This is a genomic window from Kitasatospora sp. NPDC001664 (genome assembly GCF_053596675.1).
In genome coordinates, this window is the sequence record NZ_JBSFGS010000014.1 from 17,648 (window position 1) to 37,404 (window position 19,757).

At 71.6% G+C, this 19,757-nt stretch carries 23 protein-coding genes; 7 read left to right on the forward strand and 16 right to left on the reverse strand.

Annotated elements, in window-relative coordinates; all coding sequences use genetic code 11:
• Positions 1-19: 19 nt before the first annotated feature.
• From ACWCYY_RS20665 to ACWCYY_RS20690, 6 genes are all read right to left on the reverse strand, one after another.
• The gene (locus ACWCYY_RS20665; protein ID WP_345283913.1) at positions 20-1,342 is read right to left on the reverse strand and encodes an NADH-quinone oxidoreductase subunit D; all 1,323 of its coding nucleotides are present in this window, start codon (positions 1,340-1,342) and stop codon (positions 20-22) included.
• Entirely contained in the window at positions 1,342-2,058 is a 717-nt protein-coding gene (locus tag ACWCYY_RS20670) for an NADH-quinone oxidoreductase subunit C (RefSeq protein ID WP_449796887.1), read from the reverse strand. The genes ACWCYY_RS20665 and ACWCYY_RS20670 overlap by 1 nt, the downstream gene beginning before the upstream one ends.
• The gene (locus ACWCYY_RS20675) at positions 2,055-2,609 is read right to left on the reverse strand and encodes a NuoB/complex I 20 kDa subunit family protein (RefSeq protein WP_345283909.1); all 555 of its coding nucleotides are present in this window, start codon (positions 2,607-2,609) and stop codon (positions 2,055-2,057) included. The genes ACWCYY_RS20670 and ACWCYY_RS20675 overlap by 4 nt, the downstream gene beginning before the upstream one ends.
• A 90-nt stretch (positions 2,610-2,699) precedes the next feature.
• A complete protein-coding gene (locus tag ACWCYY_RS20680) occupies positions 2,700-3,059 on the reverse strand; it encodes an NADH-quinone oxidoreductase subunit A (protein WP_014137597.1) in 360 nt (119 codons plus the stop codon).
• A gap of 439 nt (positions 3,060-3,498) precedes the next feature.
• A complete protein-coding gene (locus ACWCYY_RS20685; RefSeq protein ID WP_449796888.1) occupies positions 3,499-4,212 on the reverse strand; it encodes a response regulator in 714 nt (237 codons plus the stop codon).
• The gene (locus ACWCYY_RS20690; protein WP_449796889.1) at positions 4,167-5,132 is read right to left on the reverse strand and encodes a sensor histidine kinase; all 966 of its coding nucleotides are present in this window, start codon (positions 5,130-5,132) and stop codon (positions 4,167-4,169) included. The genes ACWCYY_RS20685 and ACWCYY_RS20690 overlap by 46 nt, the downstream gene beginning before the upstream one ends.
• Positions 5,133-5,283: 151 nt before the next feature.
• On the opposite strand from ACWCYY_RS20690, the gene ACWCYY_RS20695 reads away from it, so the two are divergent.
• From ACWCYY_RS20695 to ACWCYY_RS20705, 3 genes are read left to right on the forward strand one after another with little or no spacing between them, the layout of a single operon-like run.
• On the forward strand, positions 5,284-5,838 hold the full coding sequence (locus ACWCYY_RS20695) for a hypothetical protein (RefSeq protein WP_449796890.1): 555 nt from the start codon (positions 5,284-5,286) through the stop codon (positions 5,836-5,838).
• A gap of 49 nt (positions 5,839-5,887) precedes the next feature.
• A complete protein-coding gene (locus ACWCYY_RS20700) occupies positions 5,888-6,121 on the forward strand; it encodes a type II toxin-antitoxin system VapB family antitoxin (RefSeq protein WP_345283900.1) in 234 nt (77 codons plus the stop codon).
• Positions 6,118-6,525 carry a PIN domain-containing protein gene (locus tag ACWCYY_RS20705; protein WP_345283898.1) on the forward strand — a complete coding sequence of 136 codons (408 nt, stop codon included), beginning with the start codon at positions 6,118-6,120 and terminating at the stop codon, positions 6,523-6,525. Before ACWCYY_RS20700 ends, ACWCYY_RS20705 begins: the two co-directional genes overlap by 4 nt.
• Positions 6,526-6,528: 3 nt before the next feature.
• Here ACWCYY_RS20705 and ACWCYY_RS20710 read toward each other — a convergent pair whose 3' ends face one another.
• Entirely contained in the window at positions 6,529-7,476 is a 948-nt protein-coding gene (locus ACWCYY_RS20710; protein ID WP_449796891.1) for a DMT family transporter, read from the reverse strand.
• Between the two features lie 182 nt (positions 7,477-7,658).
• Here ACWCYY_RS20710 and ACWCYY_RS20715 point away from each other — a divergent pair, with 182 nt between their 5' ends.
• Together ACWCYY_RS20715 and ACWCYY_RS20720 are read left to right on the forward strand one after the other, a co-directional pair.
• A complete protein-coding gene (locus ACWCYY_RS20715; RefSeq protein WP_449796892.1) occupies positions 7,659-8,354 on the forward strand; it encodes a peptidylprolyl isomerase in 696 nt (231 codons plus the stop codon).
• Between the two features lie 49 nt (positions 8,355-8,403).
• Complete coding sequence (locus ACWCYY_RS20720; protein ID WP_449796893.1) at positions 8,404-8,640, forward strand: hypothetical protein; 237 nt, start codon at positions 8,404-8,406, stop codon at positions 8,638-8,640.
• A gap of 21 nt (positions 8,641-8,661) precedes the next feature.
• Here the strand turns inward: ACWCYY_RS20720 and ACWCYY_RS20725 are convergent, their stop codons facing one another.
• The 6 genes from ACWCYY_RS20725 to ACWCYY_RS20750 all read right to left on the reverse strand — a co-directional run bounded on the left by ACWCYY_RS20725 (position 8,662) and on the right by ACWCYY_RS20750 (position 14,588).
• The gene (locus tag ACWCYY_RS20725) at positions 8,662-9,930 is read right to left on the reverse strand and encodes a geranylgeranyl reductase family protein (protein WP_380149460.1); all 1,269 of its coding nucleotides are present in this window, start codon (positions 9,928-9,930) and stop codon (positions 8,662-8,664) included.
• A 101-nt stretch (positions 9,931-10,031) separates the two neighbouring features.
• The gene (locus ACWCYY_RS20730) at positions 10,032-10,724 is read right to left on the reverse strand and encodes a demethylmenaquinone methyltransferase (RefSeq protein ID WP_345283890.1); all 693 of its coding nucleotides are present in this window, start codon (positions 10,722-10,724) and stop codon (positions 10,032-10,034) included.
• A 122-nt stretch (positions 10,725-10,846) separates the two neighbouring features.
• Positions 10,847-11,428 (reverse strand): hypothetical protein, encoded by a 582-nt coding sequence (locus tag ACWCYY_RS20735; RefSeq protein ID WP_345283888.1) that lies wholly within the window; start codon positions 11,426-11,428, stop codon positions 10,847-10,849.
• 208 nt (positions 11,429-11,636) lie between these two features.
• Complete coding sequence (locus tag ACWCYY_RS20740; RefSeq protein ID WP_449796894.1) at positions 11,637-12,254, reverse strand: amidohydrolase family protein; 618 nt, start codon at positions 12,252-12,254, stop codon at positions 11,637-11,639.
• A gap of 17 nt (positions 12,255-12,271) precedes the next feature.
• On the reverse strand, positions 12,272-13,480 hold the full coding sequence (mqnC, locus tag ACWCYY_RS20745) for a cyclic dehypoxanthinyl futalosine synthase (protein WP_345283884.1): 1,209 nt from the start codon (positions 13,478-13,480) through the stop codon (positions 12,272-12,274).
• A 250-nt stretch (positions 13,481-13,730) separates the two neighbouring features.
• Positions 13,731-14,588 carry a menaquinone biosynthetic enzyme MqnA/MqnD family protein gene (locus tag ACWCYY_RS20750; RefSeq protein ID WP_345283978.1) on the reverse strand — a complete coding sequence of 286 codons (858 nt, stop codon included), beginning with the start codon at positions 14,586-14,588 and terminating at the stop codon, positions 13,731-13,733.
• A 334-nt stretch (positions 14,589-14,922) separates the two neighbouring features.
• Here ACWCYY_RS20750 and ACWCYY_RS20755 point away from each other — a divergent pair, with 334 nt between their 5' ends.
• Positions 14,923-15,126 (forward strand): cold-shock protein, encoded by a 204-nt coding sequence (locus tag ACWCYY_RS20755; RefSeq protein ID WP_345283882.1) that lies wholly within the window; start codon positions 14,923-14,925, stop codon positions 15,124-15,126.
• A 152-nt stretch (positions 15,127-15,278) separates the two neighbouring features.
• On the opposite strand, the gene ACWCYY_RS20760 is transcribed toward ACWCYY_RS20755, so the two are convergent.
• On the reverse strand, positions 15,279-15,731 hold the full coding sequence (locus tag ACWCYY_RS20760; protein WP_449796895.1) for a DUF1453 domain-containing protein: 453 nt from the start codon (positions 15,729-15,731) through the stop codon (positions 15,279-15,281).
• A gap of 88 nt (positions 15,732-15,819) precedes the next feature.
• Between ACWCYY_RS20760 and ACWCYY_RS20765 the strand changes: the two genes are divergently transcribed.
• Complete coding sequence (locus ACWCYY_RS20765) at positions 15,820-16,422, forward strand: TetR/AcrR family transcriptional regulator (RefSeq protein WP_449796896.1); 603 nt, start codon at positions 15,820-15,822, stop codon at positions 16,420-16,422.
• An 82-nt stretch (positions 16,423-16,504) separates the two neighbouring features.
• On the opposite strand, the gene ACWCYY_RS20770 is transcribed toward ACWCYY_RS20765, so the two are convergent.
• Both ACWCYY_RS20770 and ACWCYY_RS20775 read right to left on the reverse strand, forming a co-directional pair.
• Complete coding sequence (locus ACWCYY_RS20770) at positions 16,505-17,821, reverse strand: dicarboxylate/amino acid:cation symporter (protein ID WP_345283876.1); 1,317 nt, start codon at positions 17,819-17,821, stop codon at positions 16,505-16,507.
• A 308-nt stretch (positions 17,822-18,129) separates the two neighbouring features.
• Positions 18,130-19,590: a peptidoglycan D,D-transpeptidase FtsI family protein gene (locus ACWCYY_RS20775; RefSeq protein ID WP_449796960.1), complete on the reverse strand. Its 1,461-nt coding sequence runs from the start codon at positions 19,588-19,590 to the stop codon at positions 18,130-18,132.
• Between the last annotated feature and the right edge of the window lie 167 nt (positions 19,591-19,757).

The following is a 19,757-nucleotide window of genomic DNA, read 5'->3' on the forward strand; positions in this document are numbered from 1 at the left end:
CCCAGTTGGACGTCGCTGCTCACCGGTCCACTCCTCCCATCACCGGGTCGATCCCGGCCACCGCGACGATCACGTCGGCGACCTGGCCGCCCTCGCACATCGCCGCCATCGTCTGCAGGTTGGTGAAGGACGGGTCCCGGAAGTGCACCCGGTACGGGCGGGTCCCGCCGTCGCTCACCACGTGCACGCCGAGCTCGCCCTTCGGGGACTCGACGGCCGCGTAGGCCTGGCCGACCGGCACCCGGAAGCCCTCGGTGACCAGCTTGAAGTGGTGGATCAGGGCCTCCATCGAGGTGCCCATGATCTTCCGGATGTGGTCCAGCGAGTTGCCCATCCCGTCGGGGCCGACGGCCAGTTGGGCGGGCCAGGCGATCTTCTTGTCGGCCACCATCACCGGGCCGGGCTTGAGCCGGTCCAGGCACTGCTCGACGATCCGCAGCGACTGGTGCATCTCCTCCAGCCGGATCAGGAACCGGCCGTAGGAGTCCGCGGTGTCCGCGGTGGCGACCTCGAAGTCGTAGTCCTCGTACCCGCAGTACGGGTCGGTCTTGCGCAGGTCGTGCGGCAGTCCGGTGGCCCGCAGGATCGGGCCGGTGGCGCCGAGCGCCAGGCAGCCGGGCAGGTCCAGGAAGCCGACGTCGACCAGACGGGCCTTGAAGACCGGGTTCCCGGTGGCCAGCTTGTCGTACTCGTGCATCCGCGAGCGGAGCGTCTTCACCGCCTCGCGGATCTGGTCCACCGCGCCGGGCGGCAGGTCCTGGGCGAGGCCGCCCGGGCGGACGTACGCGTGGTTCATCCGCAGGCCGGTGACCAACTCGAAGACGTCCAGGATGAGTTCGCGGTCCCGGAAGCCGTAGATCATCAGTGTGGTGGAGCCGATCTCCATACCGCCGGTGGCCAGGCAGACCAGGTGGGAGGAGATCCGGTTGAGCTCCATCATCAGCACCCGGATCACGCTGGCGCGGTCCGGGATCTGCTCGGTGATGCCGAGCAGCTTCTCGACCGCGAGGCAGTACGCGGTCTCGTTGAACATCGGGGTCAGGTAGTCCATCCGGGTCACGAAGGTGGTGCCCTGGACCCAGTTCCGGAACTCCATGTTCTTCTCGATGCCGGTGTGCAGGTAGCCGATCCCGCACCGGGCCTCGGTCACCGTCTCGCCGTCGATCTCCAGGATCAGGCGCAACACCCCGTGGGTGGACGGGTGCTGGGGGCCCATGTTGACGATGATGCGCTCGTCGTCGGCCCGGCCGACGGCCTCGACCACCTCGCCCCAGTCGCCACCGGTGACGGTGAAGACCCGTCCCTCGGTGGTCTCCCGTGCTTCCTCGTAGTGAGTGGTCATCAGCTGTACGACCTCCGCTGGTCGGGCGCCGGGATCTGGGCGCCCTTGTACTCGACGGGGATGCCGCCGAGCGGGTAGTCCTTGCGCTGCGGGTGCCCGGTCCAGTCGTCCGGCATCATGATCCGGGTCAGTGCCGGGTGGCCGTCGAAGACCAGGCCGAAGAAGTCCCAGGCCTCGCGCTCGTGCCAGTCGTTGGTCGGGTAGACGCTGACCACCGAGGGGATCACCGGGTCGGCGTCCGGCGCGGTGACCTCGATCCGGAGCAGCCGGCCGTGGGTGATCGAGCGCAGCGGGTAGACCGCGTGCAACTCCCGTCCGGTGTCGCCCGGGTAGTGCACGCCGTTGACGCCGAGGCAGAGCTCGTAGCGCAGCGCCGGGTCGTCGCGCAGCGTGCGGACGGCCTTCAGCAGGTGCTCGCGGGCGATGTGGAAGGTGAGCTCGCCGCGGTCCACCACGGTCTTCTCGATCACCTCGGCCGGGTCGAGCCCCTGCTCCTCCAGCGCACCCTCGAACTCGTCGGCGACCTCGTCGAAGCCGTGCCCGTAGGGGCGGCTGCTGGCCGGCGGCATCACGATCGGGGCGGCCAGGCCGCCGAAGCCGGAGGTGTCGCCGGTGCCCTTGGCACCGAACATGCCCTGCCGCTTGCCGATCACCTCGACGGGGATCTCCTTGCGGGTGGCGGGGACCGGGCTCTCGCCGCTCGTCTGCTCGCTCATCGCAGCAGCCCCCGCATCTCGCTGGTCGGGGTGGCCTCCAGGGCCAGCTCCTCCGCCAACTCCTCGGCCCGGAGCCGGTTCACGCCCAGCGGCTCGTGCTGGATCTTCTCGTGCAGCTTGATGATCGCGTCCATCAGCATCTCCGGGCGGGGCGGACAGCCCGGCAGGTAGATGTCCACCGGGACGATGTGGTCCACGCCCTGGACGATCGCGTAGTTGTTGAACATCCCGCCGGAGGAGGCGCAGACGCCCATCGAGATGACCCACTTCGGATTGGCCATCTGGTCGTACACCTGGCGCAACACCGGCGCCATCTTCTGGCTCACCCGACCGGCCACGATCATGAGGTCGGCCTGCCGGGGCGAGCCGCGGAAGACCTCCATGCCGAACCGGGCCAGGTCGTAGCGGCCGGCGCCGGTGGTCATCATCTCGATCGCGCAGCAGGCCAGCCCGAAGGTCGCCGGGAAGAGCGACGCCTTGCGCACCCACCCCGCCGCGGCCTCCACGCTGGTGAGCAGAAAGCCGCTCGGCAGCTTCTCCTCGATACCCATCAGTTCCCTCTCAGTCCCTCAAGTCCGGTGGCTTGCCCCCGTGTTCACAAGCGGCCCGCACCGTCACGGGGAGCCGCCCGACCGGGGCGTTCAGTCCCACTCGAGACCGCCGCGACGCCAGACGTAGGCGTAGGCGACGAAGACGGTGGCGATGAACAGGAGCATCTCGACCAACCCGAAGATCCCCAGGGCGTCGAAGCTGACCGCCCAGGGATAGAGGAAGACGATCTCGATGTCGAAGACGATGAACAGCATCGCCGTGAGGTAGTACTTGATCGGGAACCGACCGCCGCCCACCGGCTGCGGGGTCGGTTCGATGCCGCACTCGTACGCCTCCAACTTGGCCCGGTTGTAACGCTTCGGGCCGGTCAGTGAGGCCATCACGACGGAGCCGACCGCGAACGCCGCCGCGATGGCACCGAGTACGAGGATCGGCGCGTAGGCATTCATAGCCCCCGCTCCCTCCGTCCAGTCTTCCGTGACTGCAGATCGGAACTGCCGGATCACGCTCCGCGCGACCCGCTTCCAGCCCGTGAGATCCACCTATGTGAGGCAGTTCACAAGGCTTGGAACGAGCGCATCCTATGCCCGTCGGCTTGTGACGTGCGACACGCGGTTCTGAACGATCTTTGTGATCTACGCCACCTCGCAAAGGATCACGGAGGGGCGGAAGGCGTGATCAATCAACCCAGTGCAGGCAAGTGGTCACAAACCGTCGCAATCGCCTGTGAAGTGACTGGTCAGCGAGCCATGCGCATATCAACTCAGCTGGTGATCATGCAAATTTCTGACCGCGCGGTTGACGTGATAAAGGGACCACCCGGGAGGGTGGCCCCTTCGGAACGGCCGCTTGACCCTTCGTTCACAAGCGCACGAACGCCCGGTTCCGCTACCGGCGTTCGCCCCAGACGTGGGCGGCGACGCCGACCCGGTTCCGGACGCCGAGCTTGCGCTGGATGTTGGCGAGGTGGTTCTTCACCGTGCCCGGCGAGATGAACAGCCGGGCGGCCACCGCCGCGTTGGTCGCCCCGTCCGCCACCAGGGCGGCGATCTCGGCCTCCCGGGGCGTGAGGTGCTCCACCGCCGCCTGTGCCGCTGCCGGAGATGGAGGCGGAGGCGGTCCGGCCGGCTCCGGCGGAGCGATCATCCGCAGCAGACGGACCGTCACCTCCGGGCTGATCAACGCGTCCCCCGCCACCGCCGACCGGACCGCCTCCACCAGCAGCGCCGGGCCGGAGCGCTTGAGCAGGAAGCCGGCCGCGCCGCTCCGCAGCGCGGCGTGCACGTACTCGTCCAGGTCGAAGGTGGTCACCACGACCACCCGCAGCGGGTCCGGCACCCCCGGCCCGGCCAGCCGCCTGGTCAGCTCCAGCCCGTCCAGCCCGGGCATCCGGATGTCCGCCAGCACCACGTCCGGCCGCAGCCGCCGGGCCAGTTCCAGCGCCCGCTCCCCGTCGGCCGCCTCGGCCACCACGGTCAGGTCGGGCTGCGCGTCCAGGATGATCCGGTACGCCGTGCGGATGTCGGCGTGGTCGTCCGCCAACAGGACGGTGATCGTCACAACTCCCCCTCGATCGGCGGCAGGTACGCCCTGACCCGCCATCCCGCTCCGGTCCGGGACGCCTCCAGCGTCCCGTCCACCGCCTCCACCCGGGCGGCCAGCCCGCGCAGCCCGTGGCCGCCGCGGCGGCGGGTCCGGGCCGGGGCGGCCCCGCCGTCGTCGGTGACCAGCACCTCCAGGCCGCCCCCCGGCCCCGGCCGGACCGCCACCTCCACCAGGGTGGCGTCCGGCGCGTGCCGCCGGACGTTGGTCAGCGCCTCCACCACGATCCGGTGCACGGTCGCCCCGGCCTCCCGGCCGACGGCTCCGTCCGGCAGCTCCAGCCGGACGTCCGCCGGGCCGGAGGCGGCGAACCGCTCGACCACGCCGGTGAGTTCGGCCAGGCCGGGCTGCGGCTCCCGCCGCGCTGCCTCCTCGGTGCGGAGCAGATGCACCGTACGGTCCAGCGCGGCCAGCGCCTGCTGCCCGGCCTCCTCGATCCGCCGGAACAGCTCCTGCTGACCCTCCGTCACGAGGCCGCCCGCCTGCGCCAGCGCCACCATCCCGCTCACGTCATGGGCCACGAAGTCGTGCAGATCGTGCGCGAGTTCGACCCGCTGGGCGTGCCGGGCCGCCTCCACCTCGCGCCGCCGCCGCTCGTCCAGTGCCCCCAGGTACAGCCCGACCGCCCCTGCCAACAGACCTGCCAGCAGCCCGAATCCGAGCAGACCGGCCAGCTCCGGCAGCCGTTCCGGCACGGTGTACCGGAGCGGCCAGAGCACCGCCGCCAGGGCTGCCGCCACCGCCGTCGGCCAGGCCCTGCCTCGCACCGCGGCCGCCACCAGGCCGAGCAGGCCCAGCAGTTCGACCACCACCAGCACCCCGACGGCCCGGCCCGCCTCCCCGAGCCCGCCCAGCCACCACCCGACGGCCGTCACCGCCAGTGACGCCGGCGCCCCCGCGCTCCCCCACCTCACGATCATCCGATCACCCTACGGGCCCGCTGCCGGTGACCACCCGTGCCGAACGGCACATGACGGCCCGTCCGAACCTCCCGTTCGGCATCTGCCGCCGCTCCCCCAGCCCCGGGAGGCTTGAGCCGTTCCCGAGCGACCCACCACGAAAGGCAGCCCGATGCCCACCACCCTTCTCGCCGGCACCCCCGCCCCCACCCTCGCCGTCGTCCGTCCGCCCGCTCCGTGGGCCGTCCGCGCCGCCCGGCTCGCCGCCCTGACCGCCCTCCCCTCCGGCCTCTGGCGGATCGCCCTCGGCGTCGGCATCCCGGTCGGCTTCTCCGGCACCCTGGAGGCCCAGATGACCGCCCACATGCCGGGCTGGGGCACCGTCTACGTGCTCGCCCTCTCCGCCCTCGCCGAGGCACTCGCCTTCCTCACCCTCGGCCTGGTCCGCCCCTGGGGCCAACGCGCCCCCCACTGGCTCCCGTTCATCGGCGGCCGCCGCATCGCCCCGGCCACCGCCGCCGTCCCGGCCGCCCTCGGGGCCCTCGCCGTCACCCTGATCACCCTCTACGGCGCCACCACCTGGTACGACCCCGCCGCCATGGGCAACCCCGAAGCCCCGCACGGCCTGGCCGGCTTCCTGATGACCGCCGCCTACACCCCGCTCCTCCTCTGGGGCCCGCTCCTCGCCGTCGTCACCGCCGACTTCTGGCGCCGCTCGCGGCGGTGATGTTGGTAATGTGGAGATGCTGCCAACATCACCACCATCGGAGGCTCTGATGAGCGTGACGCAGATCGACATCGACGACGAGGCACTGGCCGCCGCGATGCAACTCATGGGCACCACCACCAAGAAGGACACGGTGAACACCGCCCTCCGTGAGTACACCCAGCGGATACGGCGGTTGGAGGCTGCCGAGCGGCTCGCAGCCCGCGGTGCCCGCGGCGAGTTCGACGAGGCGGCGACCGCCCACGCGGCCGGAAAGCGGGCCCGCCGCGAGGCCGCCGGGTGATCGGCTACCTGGTCGACACCTCCGCCCTGTGGCAGCTCTTCCGCAGACCGGAGACGTTCGCCGCCTGGGAGGGGCACATCGCCGAGGGCGCCCTGCACCTCTGTGAGCCGAGCCGGGCCGAGTTCCTCTACTCCGCGACCGGCCCGGCCCACCGGGACGAGCTGGCGGCGGACCTGGACACCGTCCTTCGGCCCGTCGCCGTCCCGAAGGGCGCCTGGCGGTGGGTCGACAGCGCGCAGTACAGGCTCACCCAGCAGGGGCAGCACCGATCGGCCGGTGCGATCGACCTGTTGGTCTGCGCGACCGCCGTCCACCACGACCTGACCGTGCTTCACCTGGACAACGACTTCAGCACCGTGGCCTCCGTACTCACCGACCTCCGAGCTCGGGACATCCGGGCCTGACGGTCAGACGGGCTCGGGCTGCACGACCGGCGGCGCCTTGCCTTCCGACACCGCCGCCGGGGCGGCGGTGCGGCGGCCCCACTCGGTGCCGGCCAGGACGCAGAGGGCGCCGAGCAGGCCGAGCGTGCCGAGGTGGTCACCGGCGAGGGTGATGCCGAAGACGGCGGCCCAGAGCGGCTCGGTGCCGAGCAGCAGCGAGACCCGGGAGGGCGAGGTGGTCCGGACCGCCCACATCTGGACCACGAAGGCGAAGATCGTGCAGACCAGCGAGAGGTGCAGCAGCACGGCCCAGTCGGCGGCGCCGTAGGAGGCCGCCAGGGTCAGCGGGGAGGTGCCGGTGAACGGCGCGATCACCGCGAACACCAGGGTGGCGGTGGCCAGTTGGACCCAGGTCAGGGCCCCCGAGTCGGCCTCCCGGATGGACTTCAGCCGGGCCATGGTGAGCACGTGCGCCGTCCGCACCAGCGCTGCCCCCAGCACCAGCAGGTCACCGAGCCCCGGCATCCGGAGGCCGCCGCCCCCGGTCAGCAGCGCCACCCCGAGCACCGAGAGTCCGGCCGCCGCGACGAACGGCCGGGGCAGCGTGGTCCGGGCCAGCGCGCTCTCCGCGAGCGGGGTGAAGACCATGGTGAGGCTGATGACCAGTCCGGCGTTGGTCGCCGAGGTGTGCACCGCCCCGTAGGTCTCCAGCAGGAAGACCGCCCCGAGCACCAGCCCCAGCGAGGCCCCGCCCAGCCACTGCCTCGGCCCGAAGCGGCGCAGCCCGCGCCAGGTGAACAGCGCCAGCAGCGGCAGCGCCACCCCGAAGCGCAGCACCAGCATGGCCACCACGCTCTGGTCGGTGGCCACGTTCTTGACCGCCAGGAAGCTGGACCCCCAGGCCACCGCCACCCCGAGCACGGGCAGGTCACGGACGAACGGGCCGAACGGGGCGAGGGACGGAGCACGCATGCGGTCTCCTCCGAGGAGCGGGAGCGGGAGCCGTGCGACGCCGAACGGTCTGGTCGCGGGCATCGTCCCGCACGCCCGCGCAGGCGATCAACACCATTCCACCCACCGGTCAACCGGCAGCTTCACGAAGCAACCTGACGACGTGCATACCGAACGGGCGTCCGGGCATTGATGATTGCGCCATGCCAACTCCCCGCCGCTCCCCGGAGGCACCTCAAGTGCTGCGCAAACACTGGGCCCTGCTCACCGCCGCCACCACCCTGCCGCTCGCCCTCACCACCTCGGTCGGCGTCGCGGACGCCGCCCCCGTGGCCACCGCCAGCTGCACCTACACACCGGCCGTGCCCGCCGACAACTTCAAGGGCATCCCGGTCTTCGACGCCAAGAAGGCGGCCCAGCCCTACAGCGCCACCCTGAGGACCACTCAGGGCACCATCACCTTCCAGGCCTTGACCGACAAGGCGCCGTGCACCACCTTCTCGTTCCGCTTCCTCGCCGAACGGGACTACTTCGACAGGAGCCACTGCCACCGGCTCACCACCGAGCGGATCTTCGTCCTCCAGTGCGGCGACCCCACCGGCACCGGCAGCGGCGGCCCCGGCTACTCCTTCCCCGACGAGAACCTCACCGGCGCCACCTACCCCGCCGGCACCGTCGCGATGGCCAACGCCGGCCCGAACACCAACGGCAGCCAGTTCTTCTTCACCTGGAAGGACACCAAGCTCTCCCCCGCCTACACCCCCTTCGGCCGGGTCACCGCCGGCCTCGACGTCCTCCAGAAGATCGCCGCCGCCGGCTCCGACTCCCAGAACAACCCCGGCGACGGCTACCCCAACCTCGTCCCCACCTTCAAGAACGTCAAGATCACCAAGCGCTGACCCCCGCCCGCTCCCGTCCGGCACGGCCCCCGCCCGCCGGACGGGAGCATTGCCGTCCGCCGACGCCCCCAGCAGAATCCGGGGCACCGCGAGGGCTGCCCTGGAGCAGGCCAGGACGACGGCCGCGGCGCAGCGGGCGCAGCGGGCCTCCGGCCGGGCCTTCCACCTCCTGGAGGCGGCCGTCCACGACACCGAGCGCGCCGGCCAACTCGACCGCGCCGTCATCGAGTTCTGGGACGCGGTGTCGGCCTTCGCCACCACGGCCCGCACCGCCCTGCATCCCTGATCGGTACGGGCCCGGCGAGAGTCAGGCGTTGGGGGCGACCTTGGCGAGGCCGTTGATGATGCGGTCCATGGCGTCGCCGCCCTGGGGGTCGGTGAGGTTGGCGAGCATCTTGAGGACGAACTTCATCAGGACCGGGTGGGTGAGGCCGCGCTGGGTGGCGAGCTGCATCACCTTGGGGTTGCCGATGAGCTTCACGAAGCCGCGGCCGAGGGTGTAGTAGCCGCCGTAGACGTCCTTGAGGATGCGCGGGTAGGCCTGGAGGGCGCGCTCGCGGCCCTCGGGGGTGATCCGGGCGTGGGCCTGGACGATGACGCCGGCCGCGATCTGGCCGGACTCCATGGCGTAGGCGATGCCCTCGCCGTTGAAGGGGTTGACCATGCCGCCCGCGTCGCCGACCAGCAGCAGGCCCCGGGTGTAGTGCGGCTGGCGGTTGAAGGCCATCGGGAGGGCGGCGCCGCGGATCGGGTCGGTCATGTTCTCGGGGGTGTAGCCCCACTCGGCGGGCATCGAGGCGCACCAGGCCTTGAGCACCTCGCGCCAGTCCAACTCCCCGAACGCGGGCGAGGAGTTGAGGATGCCGAGGCCGACGTTGGAGGTGCCGTCGCCCATGCCGAAGACCCAGCCGTAGCCGGGCAGCAGCTTCTTCTCGCCGCCCCGGGTGTCCCAGAGCTCCAGCCAGGACTCGAGGTAGTCGTCGTCGTGCCGGGGCGAGGTGAAGTAGGTGCGGTAGGCGACGCCCATCGGGCGGTCCTCGCGGCGGTGCAGGCCCATCGCCAGCGAGAGCCGGGTGGAGTTGCCGTCGGCCGCGACCACCAGCGGGGCGCGGAAGACCACCGGGCGCTTCTCGTCGCCCAACTTGGCGGTGACGCCCACGATCCGGCCGCTGCGGTCGTCCAGCACCGGGCCGGTCACGTTGCACTTCTCGTACAGCCGGGCGCCGGCCTTCTGGGCCTGACGGGCCAGCAGCTCGTCGAAGTCGGCGCGCTTGCGGACCAGGCCGTAGTCCGGGTACGCGGAGAGCTCCGGCCAGTCCAGCTCCAGCCGGACGCCGCCGCCGATGATCCGCAGGCCCTTGTTGTGCAGCCAGCCGTTGGAGGTGGAGACGTCGATGCCCATGTCCACCAACTGCTTGGTGGCGCGCGGGGTCAGACCGTCGCCGCAGACCTTCTCGCGCGGGAACTCGGTCTTCTCCAGCAGCAGGACGTCCAGCCCCGCCTGGGCCAGGTAGTAAGCGGTGGTGGCCCCGGCCGGGCCGGCCCCGACCACGATCACGTCGGCGGTGCTCTCCACCGTCTCGCTGGACTCGCTGCTCAGGTCAACTGCGGTGTCGGACACGGCTGGGCACACTCCACTACGTCAAGACTGCGGGCTCGGTCGAGTCTAGTCAGGCCTTACGCCTTGAAGCCCCGGTGCAGCGCGACGATGCCGCCGGTGAGGTTGCGCCAGGCGACGCGCTGCCAGCCGGCCTGCTGCAGGCGGGTGGCCAGGGCGGGCTGGTCCGGCCAGGAGCGGATGGACTCGGCGAGGTAGACGTAGGCGTCCGGGTTGGAGCTGACGGCGGTCGCCACCGGGGGCAGGGCGCGCATCAGGTACTCGGTGTAGACGGTCCGGAACGGCGTCCAGGTGGGGGTGGAGAACTCGCAGATCACCACCTTGCCGCCGGGCTTGGTGACCCGGTGCAGCTCGCGCAGCGCGGCGTCGGTGTCCTGCACGTTGCGCAGGGCGAAGGAGATGGTGGTGGCGTCGAAGCTGTCGTCGGCGAACGGCAGCTTGGTGGCGTCGCCCGCGGTCAGCGCCAGCTCGGGGTGGCGCTTCTTGCCCTCGCCCAGCATCCCGATCGAGAAGTCGCAGGGCACGACCTCGGCCCCGGCCTCGGCGAAAGGCAGCGAGGACGTCCCCGTGCCGGCCCCCAGGTCGAGCACCCGCTGCCCGGGCCCGGCACCCACCGCCTCGGCCACCGCGCGGCGCCAGGCCCGCGCCTGGCCGAGGGAGAGCACGTCGTTCGTACGGTCGTACTTCGCGGCGACGTCGTCGAACATCGCGGCGACTTCGTGCGGCTGCTTGTCCAGGGAGGCTCGGGTCACGACCCCATTGTTCACCACCGGCGCGCGGACCTGGGAGGAGGTCCGGCGGCGGGGCGGTGAAGGCTGCCCCGAGGGGCGCTGCCGGACGGCCGACGGACGACCGCGAAGCGTCCGACAGCGGGTCAGCGCAGCGCGCGGCGGCCGGACTTGCGGCGCCGCCGGGAGCGCTTGCCGTGGCTGATCGCGGGCATCCCGGTCCCGAAGGACTCGGAGGCGAAGGCGACCGTGGTGCGCGGCCGGCTGCGCCGCGACCGGGCGGCTCCCCGGCGGTGCAGCCAGATCCGGTGGCAGCTGAAGGCGAGCAGCAGCAGCGCGACCGGGACGCTGATCCGGGCCAGTCCGACCCCGGCGGGCTGCGGGTAGCGCTTGCCGCAGGCGCGGACCGCGCCCGGGTCCTCGCCCGCGTACTCCAGGCAGATCCGGTCGCCGACCCGGGCGTCCTCGGGGAGCCCGAGGTCGGTGGCGGTCAGGGTGCGGCCCGCGGCCTGGTAGTTGACGGAGCTGTAGGTGCCGGTGCCGGCGGCGAGCTGGGTGACGGTGCCCTGCACCTTCACCGGGTCCGCGTTGATCCGGTCCGCCTGGTCGGCCTGGCGCCAGCCGAGCAGGCACATGCCGGTCGCGAGCACCGCGCTGAGCACGGCGGCGAGGTACCAGCCTCGACCGAGGCGCGAGCTGCGCGGGTGGGTTGCGGTCGGGGGTCGCATGGTTCCTGTCGGGGCTTGCCGGACCGGGTTGGGGACGACCCGGTGCTCAGGATGGTAACCGCTGACGGTCCCTCCGGTCACGACGAGGGACCATCAGTTCACGTGGACGAAGCGAGGGTTGGTGCGGTTATGTCCAGTTGACGGCCCGTCGAACGACGCCCCACCTGACGGAGTTCCGCCGGCCCCGTGGCAGACCGCTGGACGTCGCTCAGCGGCGGCGGTAGAGCAGCCGCCCGCCCAGGACGGTGGCCAGGCAGGCCGCCCCGCCGCGCTCCAGCTCGGCGACGGACGGCACGTCGAAGACCGCGAAGTCGGCCGGCCCGCCGACCACCAGCGGCCGGTGCACGGCCCGGGCGAGCGGACGGTCCGTCAGGGGGTCGAGACCGCCCCTGGCCCCGTCCCCCGGCACCGCGTGCAGCCCGGAGCGGGCCACCGCCGTCCGCACGGCGGGCAGCGCGAACGGCCCGGCCACCGCCGTCACCCCGTGCCCCAGCAGCCGCTGCAGCCCCAGCCGGGCGCTCGGCCCGCGCCGCTCCGGCGCCACCTCCGGCAGCTCCAGCGGCTCGCTCCCCAGCCCCTCGCGCGGGTCCGGGTGGTACGCGGTCCCCAGCAGCCACCCGGCGTACGGGTTGAGCAGACCGGGCGTCAGCAGCCCGCCCCACAGCCGCTCCCGGGCGCCTTCGCGGGCGAGGGGGGCGAGGGAGCCGTACGGGCCGAGCGCCAGCACCGTGCCGCCGTCGACCAGCACCGCCCCGTCGGGGACCGGCGGGGCGGTGGGGTCGGCCGGGTCGGCCAGCAGGAGGGCCGCACGGTGCAGCGTGCGCATCAGGTGGTGACCCCGGCTCAGGTGGTGGAGAGGATCTTCAGCTCGGGGTGCGCGGTGCCGCCCTCGATCGCCGTGGAGGCGATGTGCGAGGCCACCCGCGGGTCGACCGGGTCGTTGGCCGGGTCGTCCAGCACCCGCAGGTGCTGGTAGGTGGTGGAGCGCTGGGCCGGAGTGCGGTCGGCGGTGCGGATCAGGTGGATCAGCTCGGTCAGGTTGGACCGGTGCTTCGCCCCGGCGGCCGAGACCACGTTCTCCTCCAGCATCACCGAACCGAGGTCGTCCGCCCCGTAGTGCAGCGACAGCTGGCCGGCCTCCTTGCCGGTGGTGAGCCAGGAGCCCTGGATGTGCGCCACGTTGTCGAGGAACAGGCGGGCGATCGAGATCATCCGCAGGTACTCGAACACGGTGGCCTGGGTCCGGCCCTTGAGGTGGTTGTTCTGCGGCTGGTAGGTGTACGGGATGAACGCCCGGAACCCGCCGGTGCGGTCCTGCACCTCGCGGATCATCCGCAGGTGCTCGATCCGCTCCGCGTTGGTCTCGCCGGTGCCCATCAGCATGGTGGAGGTGGACTCCACGCCCAGGTTGTGGGCGGCCTCCATGATCTCCAGCCAACGCTCGCCCGACTCCTTCAGCGGGGCGATCGCCTTGCGCGGACGCTCCGGCAGGAGCTCGGCGCCGGCCCCCGCGAAGGAGTCCAGACCCGCCTTGTGGATCCGGGTGATGGCCTCCTCGATCGAGACCTTCGAGATCCGCGCCATGTGCTCGACCTCGGAGGCGCCGAGGGAGTGGATCACCAGCTGCGGGAAGTCCTTCTTGATCGCGGCGAACGCGGTCTCGTAGTACTCCACCCCGTAGTCCGGGTGGTGGCCGCCCTGGAACATCACCTGGGTGCCGCCCAGTTCGACGGTCTCGGCGCAGCGGCGCAGGATCTCGTCGAGGTCGCGGGACCAGCCCTTGTCGCTCTTCGGCGCCACGTAGAAGGCGCAGAACTTGCAGGCCGTCACGCAGACGTTGGTGTAGTTGATGTTCCGCTCGATGATGTACGTCGCGATGTGCTCGGTACCCGCGTAACGGCGGCGGCGGACGGTGTCGGCGGCGGAGCCGAGCGCGTGCAGCGGGGCCGACCGGTAGAGGTCCAGCGCCTCTTCCGGGGTGATCCGGCCACCGGCGGCCGCACGGTCGAGGACGGCCTGCAGGTCAGTGGCGGAAAGGTTGGTCTCGGACACCTTCGCTGGCCCTTCTTAATCTCCGACGTCGGACCGGCCCAGCCTACGCCAGCACCTGCGGACGGCCGGGCCCGGGAGGACGTGGTGCCGGGGGCGCGGGTTGGTGGTCATGCCGGGGGCGCGGGGAACTGCGCGCGGGGGAACGGCAGCACCTGCAACCGGCTGACGTGCCCTCAGTCGCAGGTGGACCGCCTTCCGACTCGCGCAGTTCCCCGCGCCCCCGGGTCGCTGCCCTGCCGAGCGCCGGCCGTCAGACGGTCTGGAGGAGCGTCAGCTGGACGTCCGGGGCGAAGCCGGAGTCGTGGCCGACCCGGCGGGCGAACTCGGCGATGCCGGCCAGTTGGCGCTCGCCCAGGGAGAAGTCGAGGGCCTCGGTGAAGTAGCGCTCCAGCAGCGGGGCGTCGAACTCCTCCCACCGCGCCGCCTGTTCGGCGACCAGCGGAGCCTCCGTCAGCGAGAGGTCCCGCGACTCCAGGAAGGCCCGGTGCACGGCGGCCACCACCTCGGGGTGGCTCTCCGCGTACTCCCGCCGCGCGGCCCAGACCGCGAAGACGAACGGCAGCCCGGTCCACTCCTTCCACATCTCGCCGAGGTCGTGCACCGCGAGGCCCTGCTGCGGCGCCTGCTCCAGCGAGGCCCGCAGCGCCGGGTCGCCGATCAGCACGGCGGCGTCCGCGTCGGCGAGCATCAGCTCCAGGTCCGGCGGGCAGGAGAAGTACTCGGGCCGGACGCCCTCGCGCTCCTCCAGCAGCAGCCGGGCCAGCCGCACCGAGGTCCGGGAGGTGGAGCCGAGGGCGACGCGCTTGCCGTCCAGCTCGTGCAGCGGAAGCCTGCTGACGATCACGCAGGACATCACCGGGCCGTCGCTGCCGACCGCGATGTCGGGGAGGACGACCAGCTGGTCGGCGTGCCGCAGGTACTCCACGCAGGTGATCGGGCCGATGTCGAGCGCTCCGTTCACCAACTGGTCGCTCAGCTTCTCGGGGGTGTCCTTGCTGAGGTCGAGGTCGAGCAGGTTGCCGGTTCTCGCCAGGCCCCAGTACAGGGGAAGACAGTTGAGGAACTGGATATGTCCCACTCGGGGCCTTACCGCGACGGTCACGTTGATCCTTCCGAGCTGCCCGTTTGAAGCACTGTTCGCAGGGTATGCCTGCCCGGCTCCGCACCGGTCACCGGGCACCCACGACACACACGCGACACACACCTGACGTGGCTTTGGTCACCCCTGGTCGGGGCCGCCTCTGCGTGCTACGGTTCCACTCAGTTGCAGTTTGATTCCCCTTGCAGTACTTGAAGCCTGCGGAGCATGTAACCGCGGGCTTTTTGTAGTTTTTCAGCTTTATCGAAAAACTCCGGACCCACTCCGGAGGCGGGGCGATCAGCGCAGCGGACCGGATGCCACACGGTGTGGTCTCCGAAACGTCCCTCGCAAGGAGAACGGCATGGCTCAGGGAACCGTCAAGTGGTTCAACGCTGAGAAGGGCTTCGGCTTCATCGCCCAGGATGGCGGCGGCCCCGACGTCTTCGTCCACTACTCCGCCATCAACGCGAACGGTTTCCGCTCGCTGGAGGAGAACCAGGCGGTCTCGTTCGACGTCACCCAGGGCCCGAAGGGCCCGCAGGCGGAGAACGTCACCGCTATCTGATTCATCCTCCCGATGATCTGATCGCTCTGGACCCCTGTTTGGGTCCGGCAACGGCCCGACGGGCCGTCAAGCAAGAGCATGACGAGCAGTACCAAGGGGGCCCACCGCGTCTTCGGACCCGGCCGGGCCCCCTGCCTTTTCCCGACGCGGCCTCAGGACCGGGCGAACGGCGTCCCGGTGGCCAGCCCGCGCAGCACCAGGACCGCCGACTCCCCCAGGAAGCTGACCCCGAGGCCGAGTTCGGTCGGCCGGGCCTCGTGGTGCAGACCGAGGCGGGTGGCGAGCACGCCGTAGCCGGCCATCGTGGCGGCGGAGAGCAGCAGCACCGCGAAGGTGCGGACGGTGTAGTGCTGGTGCAGCACCCCGTTCCTGACGGAGAGCCGGACGGTGGCGCCGCGCAGCGCGCCGGAGCCGAGGCCGAGCAGCAGGCCCGGGACGGCCAGGGCGTAGTCGGCGGCCGTGAGCCCCTCGGCCCGGACCAGCGAGGCGAGACCGAGGGCGGTCAGGACGGCGGGCACCGCCACCAGGCCCCGCAGGTCCAGCACTTCACCGCGCACCCGCCGCACCGACACGACCACCACCCCGGCGAGCACCAGCGCAGCCACCAGCCAACCGTTCACGTCACACCCCCGTTTTCGTAGCACGACCGTGCCACGAAGAAGGAATGTAGCTCACCCGTGCTATAACGACAACATGCCGAAGATCGTGGACCCGGACGAGCGCCGCGCCGCCGTCGCCGCGGCCGTCCTCCGGGTCGCCGCCCGGGACGGCCTGGCCGCCGCCTCGCTGCGCAACGTCGCCGAGGAGGCCGGGCTGGCGATCGGCTCGGTCCGGCACTACTTCGCCGACCACGACGAGCTGATCCTGTTCACCATGCGGGAGTTGGTCGGCCGGATCGACGCCCGGGTCACCGCCGCCGTCCGCCGGCTGCTGGCCGACGCGGGCACGGACCACCGGCTACGGGCCGAGGCCCTGCTCGCGGAGTTCCTGCCGCTGGACGCCACCCGCCGCGAGGAGGCCGAGCTCTGGCTCGCCTTCACCACCGCCGGCCACACCCGCCCCCACCTGCGGCCCTACGCCCGCGAGCTCCAGGACTCCCTGCGCACCGTGCTGGCCAAGGTCCTGACGGGCGGCATCGCCTCCGGCGCCCTCCCCGCCTCGCTGGACGTCGAGTTGGAGGCGCACCGCCTCTCCGCCCTCCTCGACGGCCTCACCTTCCAGGCCGTCCTGGAGCCGGACCGCGTCACCCCCGCCCTGATGCGCCGCGTCCTGCACTCCCACCTGCGCTTCGGCTGACCGCCTGCTGACGGGCCGCCGGCGGCCACAGCACGACGGCCCGCCTCCCCGGTGGGGAGACGGGCCGTCAGGCGAGGGAGCGTCAGGCCGCGACGGCGACCTTCTCGCGCGGGGCGTCCTCGGTGAGGAGGTCGCCCGTCGGGTTGTTGTAGGCGGTGAGGTCGAGGGTCTTCTCGCGGGCGGAGACCAGGATCGGGACGACCGACTGACCGGCCACGTTGGTGGCGGTGCGGATCATGTCGAGGATCGGGTCGATGGCCAGCAGCAGGCCGACGCCCTCCAGCGGGAGGCCCAGGGTGGAGAGGGTGAGGGTCAGCATCACGATCGCGCCGGTGAGGCCGGCGGTGGCCGCGGAGCCGATGACCGAGACGAAGGCGATCAGCAGGTAGTCGCCGATGCCGAGGTCGATGCCGTAGACCTGGGCGACGAAGATCGCGGCCAGCGACGGGTAGATCGAGGCGCAGCCGTCCATCTTGGTGGTGGCGCCGAAGGGGACGGCGAAGGAGGCGTACTCGCTCGGGACGCCGAGCCGCTCGGTGACCCGGCGGGTGACCGGCAGGGTGCCGACGGAGGAGCGGGAGACGAAGGCCAGCTGGATCGCGGGCCAGGCGCCGCGGAAGAAGTTGACCGGGTTGAGGCCGCCGGCGAAGCGCAGCAGCAGCGAGTAGACGCCGAACAGGACGATCGCGCAGCCGACGTAGATGTCGATGGTCAGCGTGGCGAACGGGCCGAGCAGGTCCCAGCCGTACTTGGCGACGGACTTGCCGATCAGGCCGAGGGTGCCGAGCGGGGCGAGCCGGATGACCCACCACAGGGCGGTCTGGGTGAGGTCGAGGACGGACTCGCTGAGCTTGCGGACCGGCTCGGCCTTCTCGCCGATCTTCAGGATGGCGGCGCCGACCACCACGCCGAGGAAGACGATCTGGAGGACGTTCACCTCCAGGAAGGCGTCGGCGATGTTGGTCGGGACGATGCCGGTCAGGAAGTCGACCCAGGTGCCCGCGTCCTTGGGGGCCTTGAGGCCCTCGGTGGAGAGCGAGGCGCCCTTGCCCGGGTCGGTGAGCAGGCCGAGGCCGAGGCCGACGCCGACCGCGATCAGCGAGGTGATCAGGAACCAGAGCAGGGTGCGGCCGGCCAGCCGGGCGGCGTTGGTGACGTTGCGCAGGTTGGCGACCGAGACCACGATCGCGGTGAAGACCAGCGGCGGGACGGCCAGCTTGAGCAGCTGGACGAAGGTCTTGCCGATGGTGTCCAGGGTGGTGGTCAGCCAGGACACGTCCTGGACCCGGGCGACGTAGCCCAGGAGGAGGCCGAGGACCAGGCCGCCGACGATCTGCACCCAGAACGGGGTCTTGCGGACCTTCTGCAGGAAGGAGGGCGCGGGGGCTGCTGTGGACATGGGAATGCGGCTCCGGGGGGAGTGGGGTGGGGAGAGTGACCTGGGGCGACGGGCGACACGGCTGTACGGAGAGCGGGTAGGAGCTCAGGCGCGACGTGCCGCCGGGATACAGCTGACGCAGCGACAGCCGTTGTCCACAGCGGTGAGCAGGCACGCGGAGGGCGCGAGCGGGGTGCTCGCGTCACGCATCCGGAAGGCGCCTGGGGTGGTCATGGCCAGTACAGTAGCAACAAACCTTTGAGATGTTCAAAGTACTACTTTCAAATGTGACCACGAACCACCCAGGGACGGTCAGGTCCGCTCGTCCACTACCTCAGGTAGGCCTGGGTCATGGCCTTGGTCACCGGGCCCGCCAGCCCGCCGCCGGTGATCTCGTCCCGGTCCTTGGAGCCGTTGAGCACCACGGCCGCCGTGGCGATCTTCTTGCCCTTGCCGTCCTCCGCGTAGGAGGTGAACCAGGCGTACGGGATGCCGGAGTTGTCCACGCCGTTCTGCGCGGTGCCGGTCTTGCCTCCGACGGTGAGGCCGGGGACCCGGGCCGCCCTGCCGGTGCCCTGCTCGACCACGGTGGCCATCGCCGAGCGCAGCTGCTCCGCCGTCCGCGCGCTCATCGCCTGCGACTGCCGCTCGGGGTCGAACTGCTGGACGGTGCGGCCGGAGTGGTCGGTGAGGCGGTCCACCTCGAAGGGCTTCATCAGCACCCCGTCGTTGGCGATCGCCGCCGAGACCATGGCCATCTGCAGCGGGGTGGCCGTCACCGAGAACTGCCCGATGCCGGTGAGCGCCACCTGCGAGGGCTCCATGCCCGAGGGGTAGACGCTGGTGGCGGCCCGCACCGGGACGTCCTGCTTGGTCAGGTTGAAGCCCAACTTCTTTGCCTGGTCGGTGAGTTTCCCCTCGCCGAGGTCGGCCGCCGCCTTGGCGAAGACGTTGTTGCAGGAGTACTGCAGCGCGGTCCGCAGGGTGGCGTTCAGACAGGGCGCGGAGGCGTTCTCGTTGGTCAGCACGGTGCGGGTGTTCGGCAGGGTGTACGGGTTGGGGCTGTCGGTCGGGGTGTCCACGTCCCGGTAGAGGCCGTTCTCCAGCGCGGCCGCGGCCACCACCAGCTTGAAGGTGGAGCCGGGGGCCAGCGTGGTGCGCAGCGCGCCGTTGACCATCGCCTTCCCCTGGTCCGCACTGAGCCGCTGCCACTCCCGCCCGGCCGCCCCGTCCCGCCCGGTGATCCCTGACGGGTCGTAGGACGGGGTGGAGACCAGCGCCAGGATGCGGCCGGTCGCCGGGTCGATCGCCACCGCCGCGCCCTGCTTGCCGCCGAGCGCGTCCCAGGCGGCCTTCTGCACCGCCGGGTCGATGGTGGTCACCACGTCGCCGCCGGCCGGGCGGGTCCGGGTCAGCTGGTCGGTGAGCCGGTCGACGGGGCCGGCCAGCCGGGGGTCGGAGCCGTCGAGCAGGTCGGCGTAGAGGTTCTCCAGCTGGTTGCTGCCGTAGGCCTGGGAGGTGTAGCCGGTGACGGGGGCGTAGAGCGGGCCGTCCGTGTAGCTGCGCTTGTGGGCCAGCGTGCCGTCGGTGGCGGTCGAGCCGGTGACGGGCTGCCCGCCGACCAGGATGTTGCCGAGCGGCTGGGAGTAGCGGTCGATCGTCGTCCGCGCATTGGCCGGACTGCCCGCGTACTCGTCGGCCTTGGCCACCGCGAGCCAGGTGGCGCGGGCCATCAGGGCCAGCACCAGCAGCAGGCAGAACAGCGAGGCCCGCCGCAGCGGGGTGGCCATCGAATCCCGGCTCGCGCTCTTCTTCATCCGTTCCGTCCCGCCGCCCGGCCGCGGCTTCCCTTCCGCGCGGCGGCTGGTCGCGGCCGGTGTCCCTGGCGGCCTGGTGCGTCATCAGCTGTCGGGTTGTCAGACGACGAACGACCGGGCCCGGTTCCCGGCCGGGGGCC

Bases quoted from the DNA above. Each gene is read 5' to 3' on its own strand.
- ACWCYY_RS20715 (WP_449796892.1), top strand. From the start codon at position 7,659: ATGCCAACTCCCCGCCGCTCCCCGGAGGCACCTCAAGTGCTGCGCAAA.
- ACWCYY_RS20700 (WP_345283900.1), top strand. From the start codon at position 5,888: ATGAGCGTGACGCAGATCGACATCGACGACGAGGCACTGGCCGCCGCG.
- ACWCYY_RS20680 (WP_014137597.1), bottom strand. From the start codon at position 3,059: ATGAATGCCTACGCGCCGATCCTCGTACTCGGTGCCATCGCGGCGGCG.
- ACWCYY_RS20710 (WP_449796891.1), bottom strand. From the start codon at position 7,476: ATGCGTGCTCCGTCCCTCGCCCCGTTCGGCCCGTTCGTCCGTGACCTG.
- ACWCYY_RS20775 (WP_449796960.1), bottom strand. From the start codon at position 19,590: ATGGCCACCCCGCTGCGGCGGGCCTCGCTGTTCTGCCTGCTGCTGGTG.
- ACWCYY_RS20675 (WP_345283909.1), bottom strand. From the start codon at position 2,609: ATGGGTATCGAGGAGAAGCTGCCGAGCGGCTTTCTGCTCACCAGCGTG.
- ACWCYY_RS20770 (WP_345283876.1), bottom strand. From the start codon at position 17,821: ATGTCCACAGCAGCCCCCGCGCCCTCCTTCCTGCAGAAGGTCCGCAAG.
- ACWCYY_RS20670 (WP_449796887.1), bottom strand. From the start codon at position 2,058: ATGAGCGAGCAGACGAGCGGCGAGAGCCCGGTCCCCGCCACCCGCAAG.
- ACWCYY_RS20740 (WP_449796894.1), bottom strand. From the start codon at position 12,254: ATGCGCACGCTGCACCGTGCGGCCCTCCTGCTGGCCGACCCGGCCGAC.
- ACWCYY_RS20665 (WP_345283913.1), bottom strand. From the start codon at position 1,342: ATGACCACTCACTACGAGGAAGCACGGGAGACCACCGAGGGACGGGTC.
- ACWCYY_RS20735 (WP_345283888.1), bottom strand. From the start codon at position 11,428: ATGCGACCCCCGACCGCAACCCACCCGCGCAGCTCGCGCCTCGGTCGA.
- ACWCYY_RS20755 (WP_345283882.1), top strand. From the start codon at position 14,923: ATGGCTCAGGGAACCGTCAAGTGGTTCAACGCTGAGAAGGGCTTCGGC.
- ACWCYY_RS20695 (WP_449796890.1), top strand. From the start codon at position 5,284: ATGCCCACCACCCTTCTCGCCGGCACCCCCGCCCCCACCCTCGCCGTC.
- ACWCYY_RS20765 (WP_449796896.1), top strand. From the start codon at position 15,820: ATGCCGAAGATCGTGGACCCGGACGAGCGCCGCGCCGCCGTCGCCGCG.
- ACWCYY_RS20690 (WP_449796889.1), bottom strand. From the start codon at position 5,132: ATGATCGTGAGGTGGGGGAGCGCGGGGGCGCCGGCGTCACTGGCGGTG.
- ACWCYY_RS20685 (WP_449796888.1), bottom strand. From the start codon at position 4,212: ATGGCGGGTCAGGGCGTACCTGCCGCCGATCGAGGGGGAGTTGTGACG.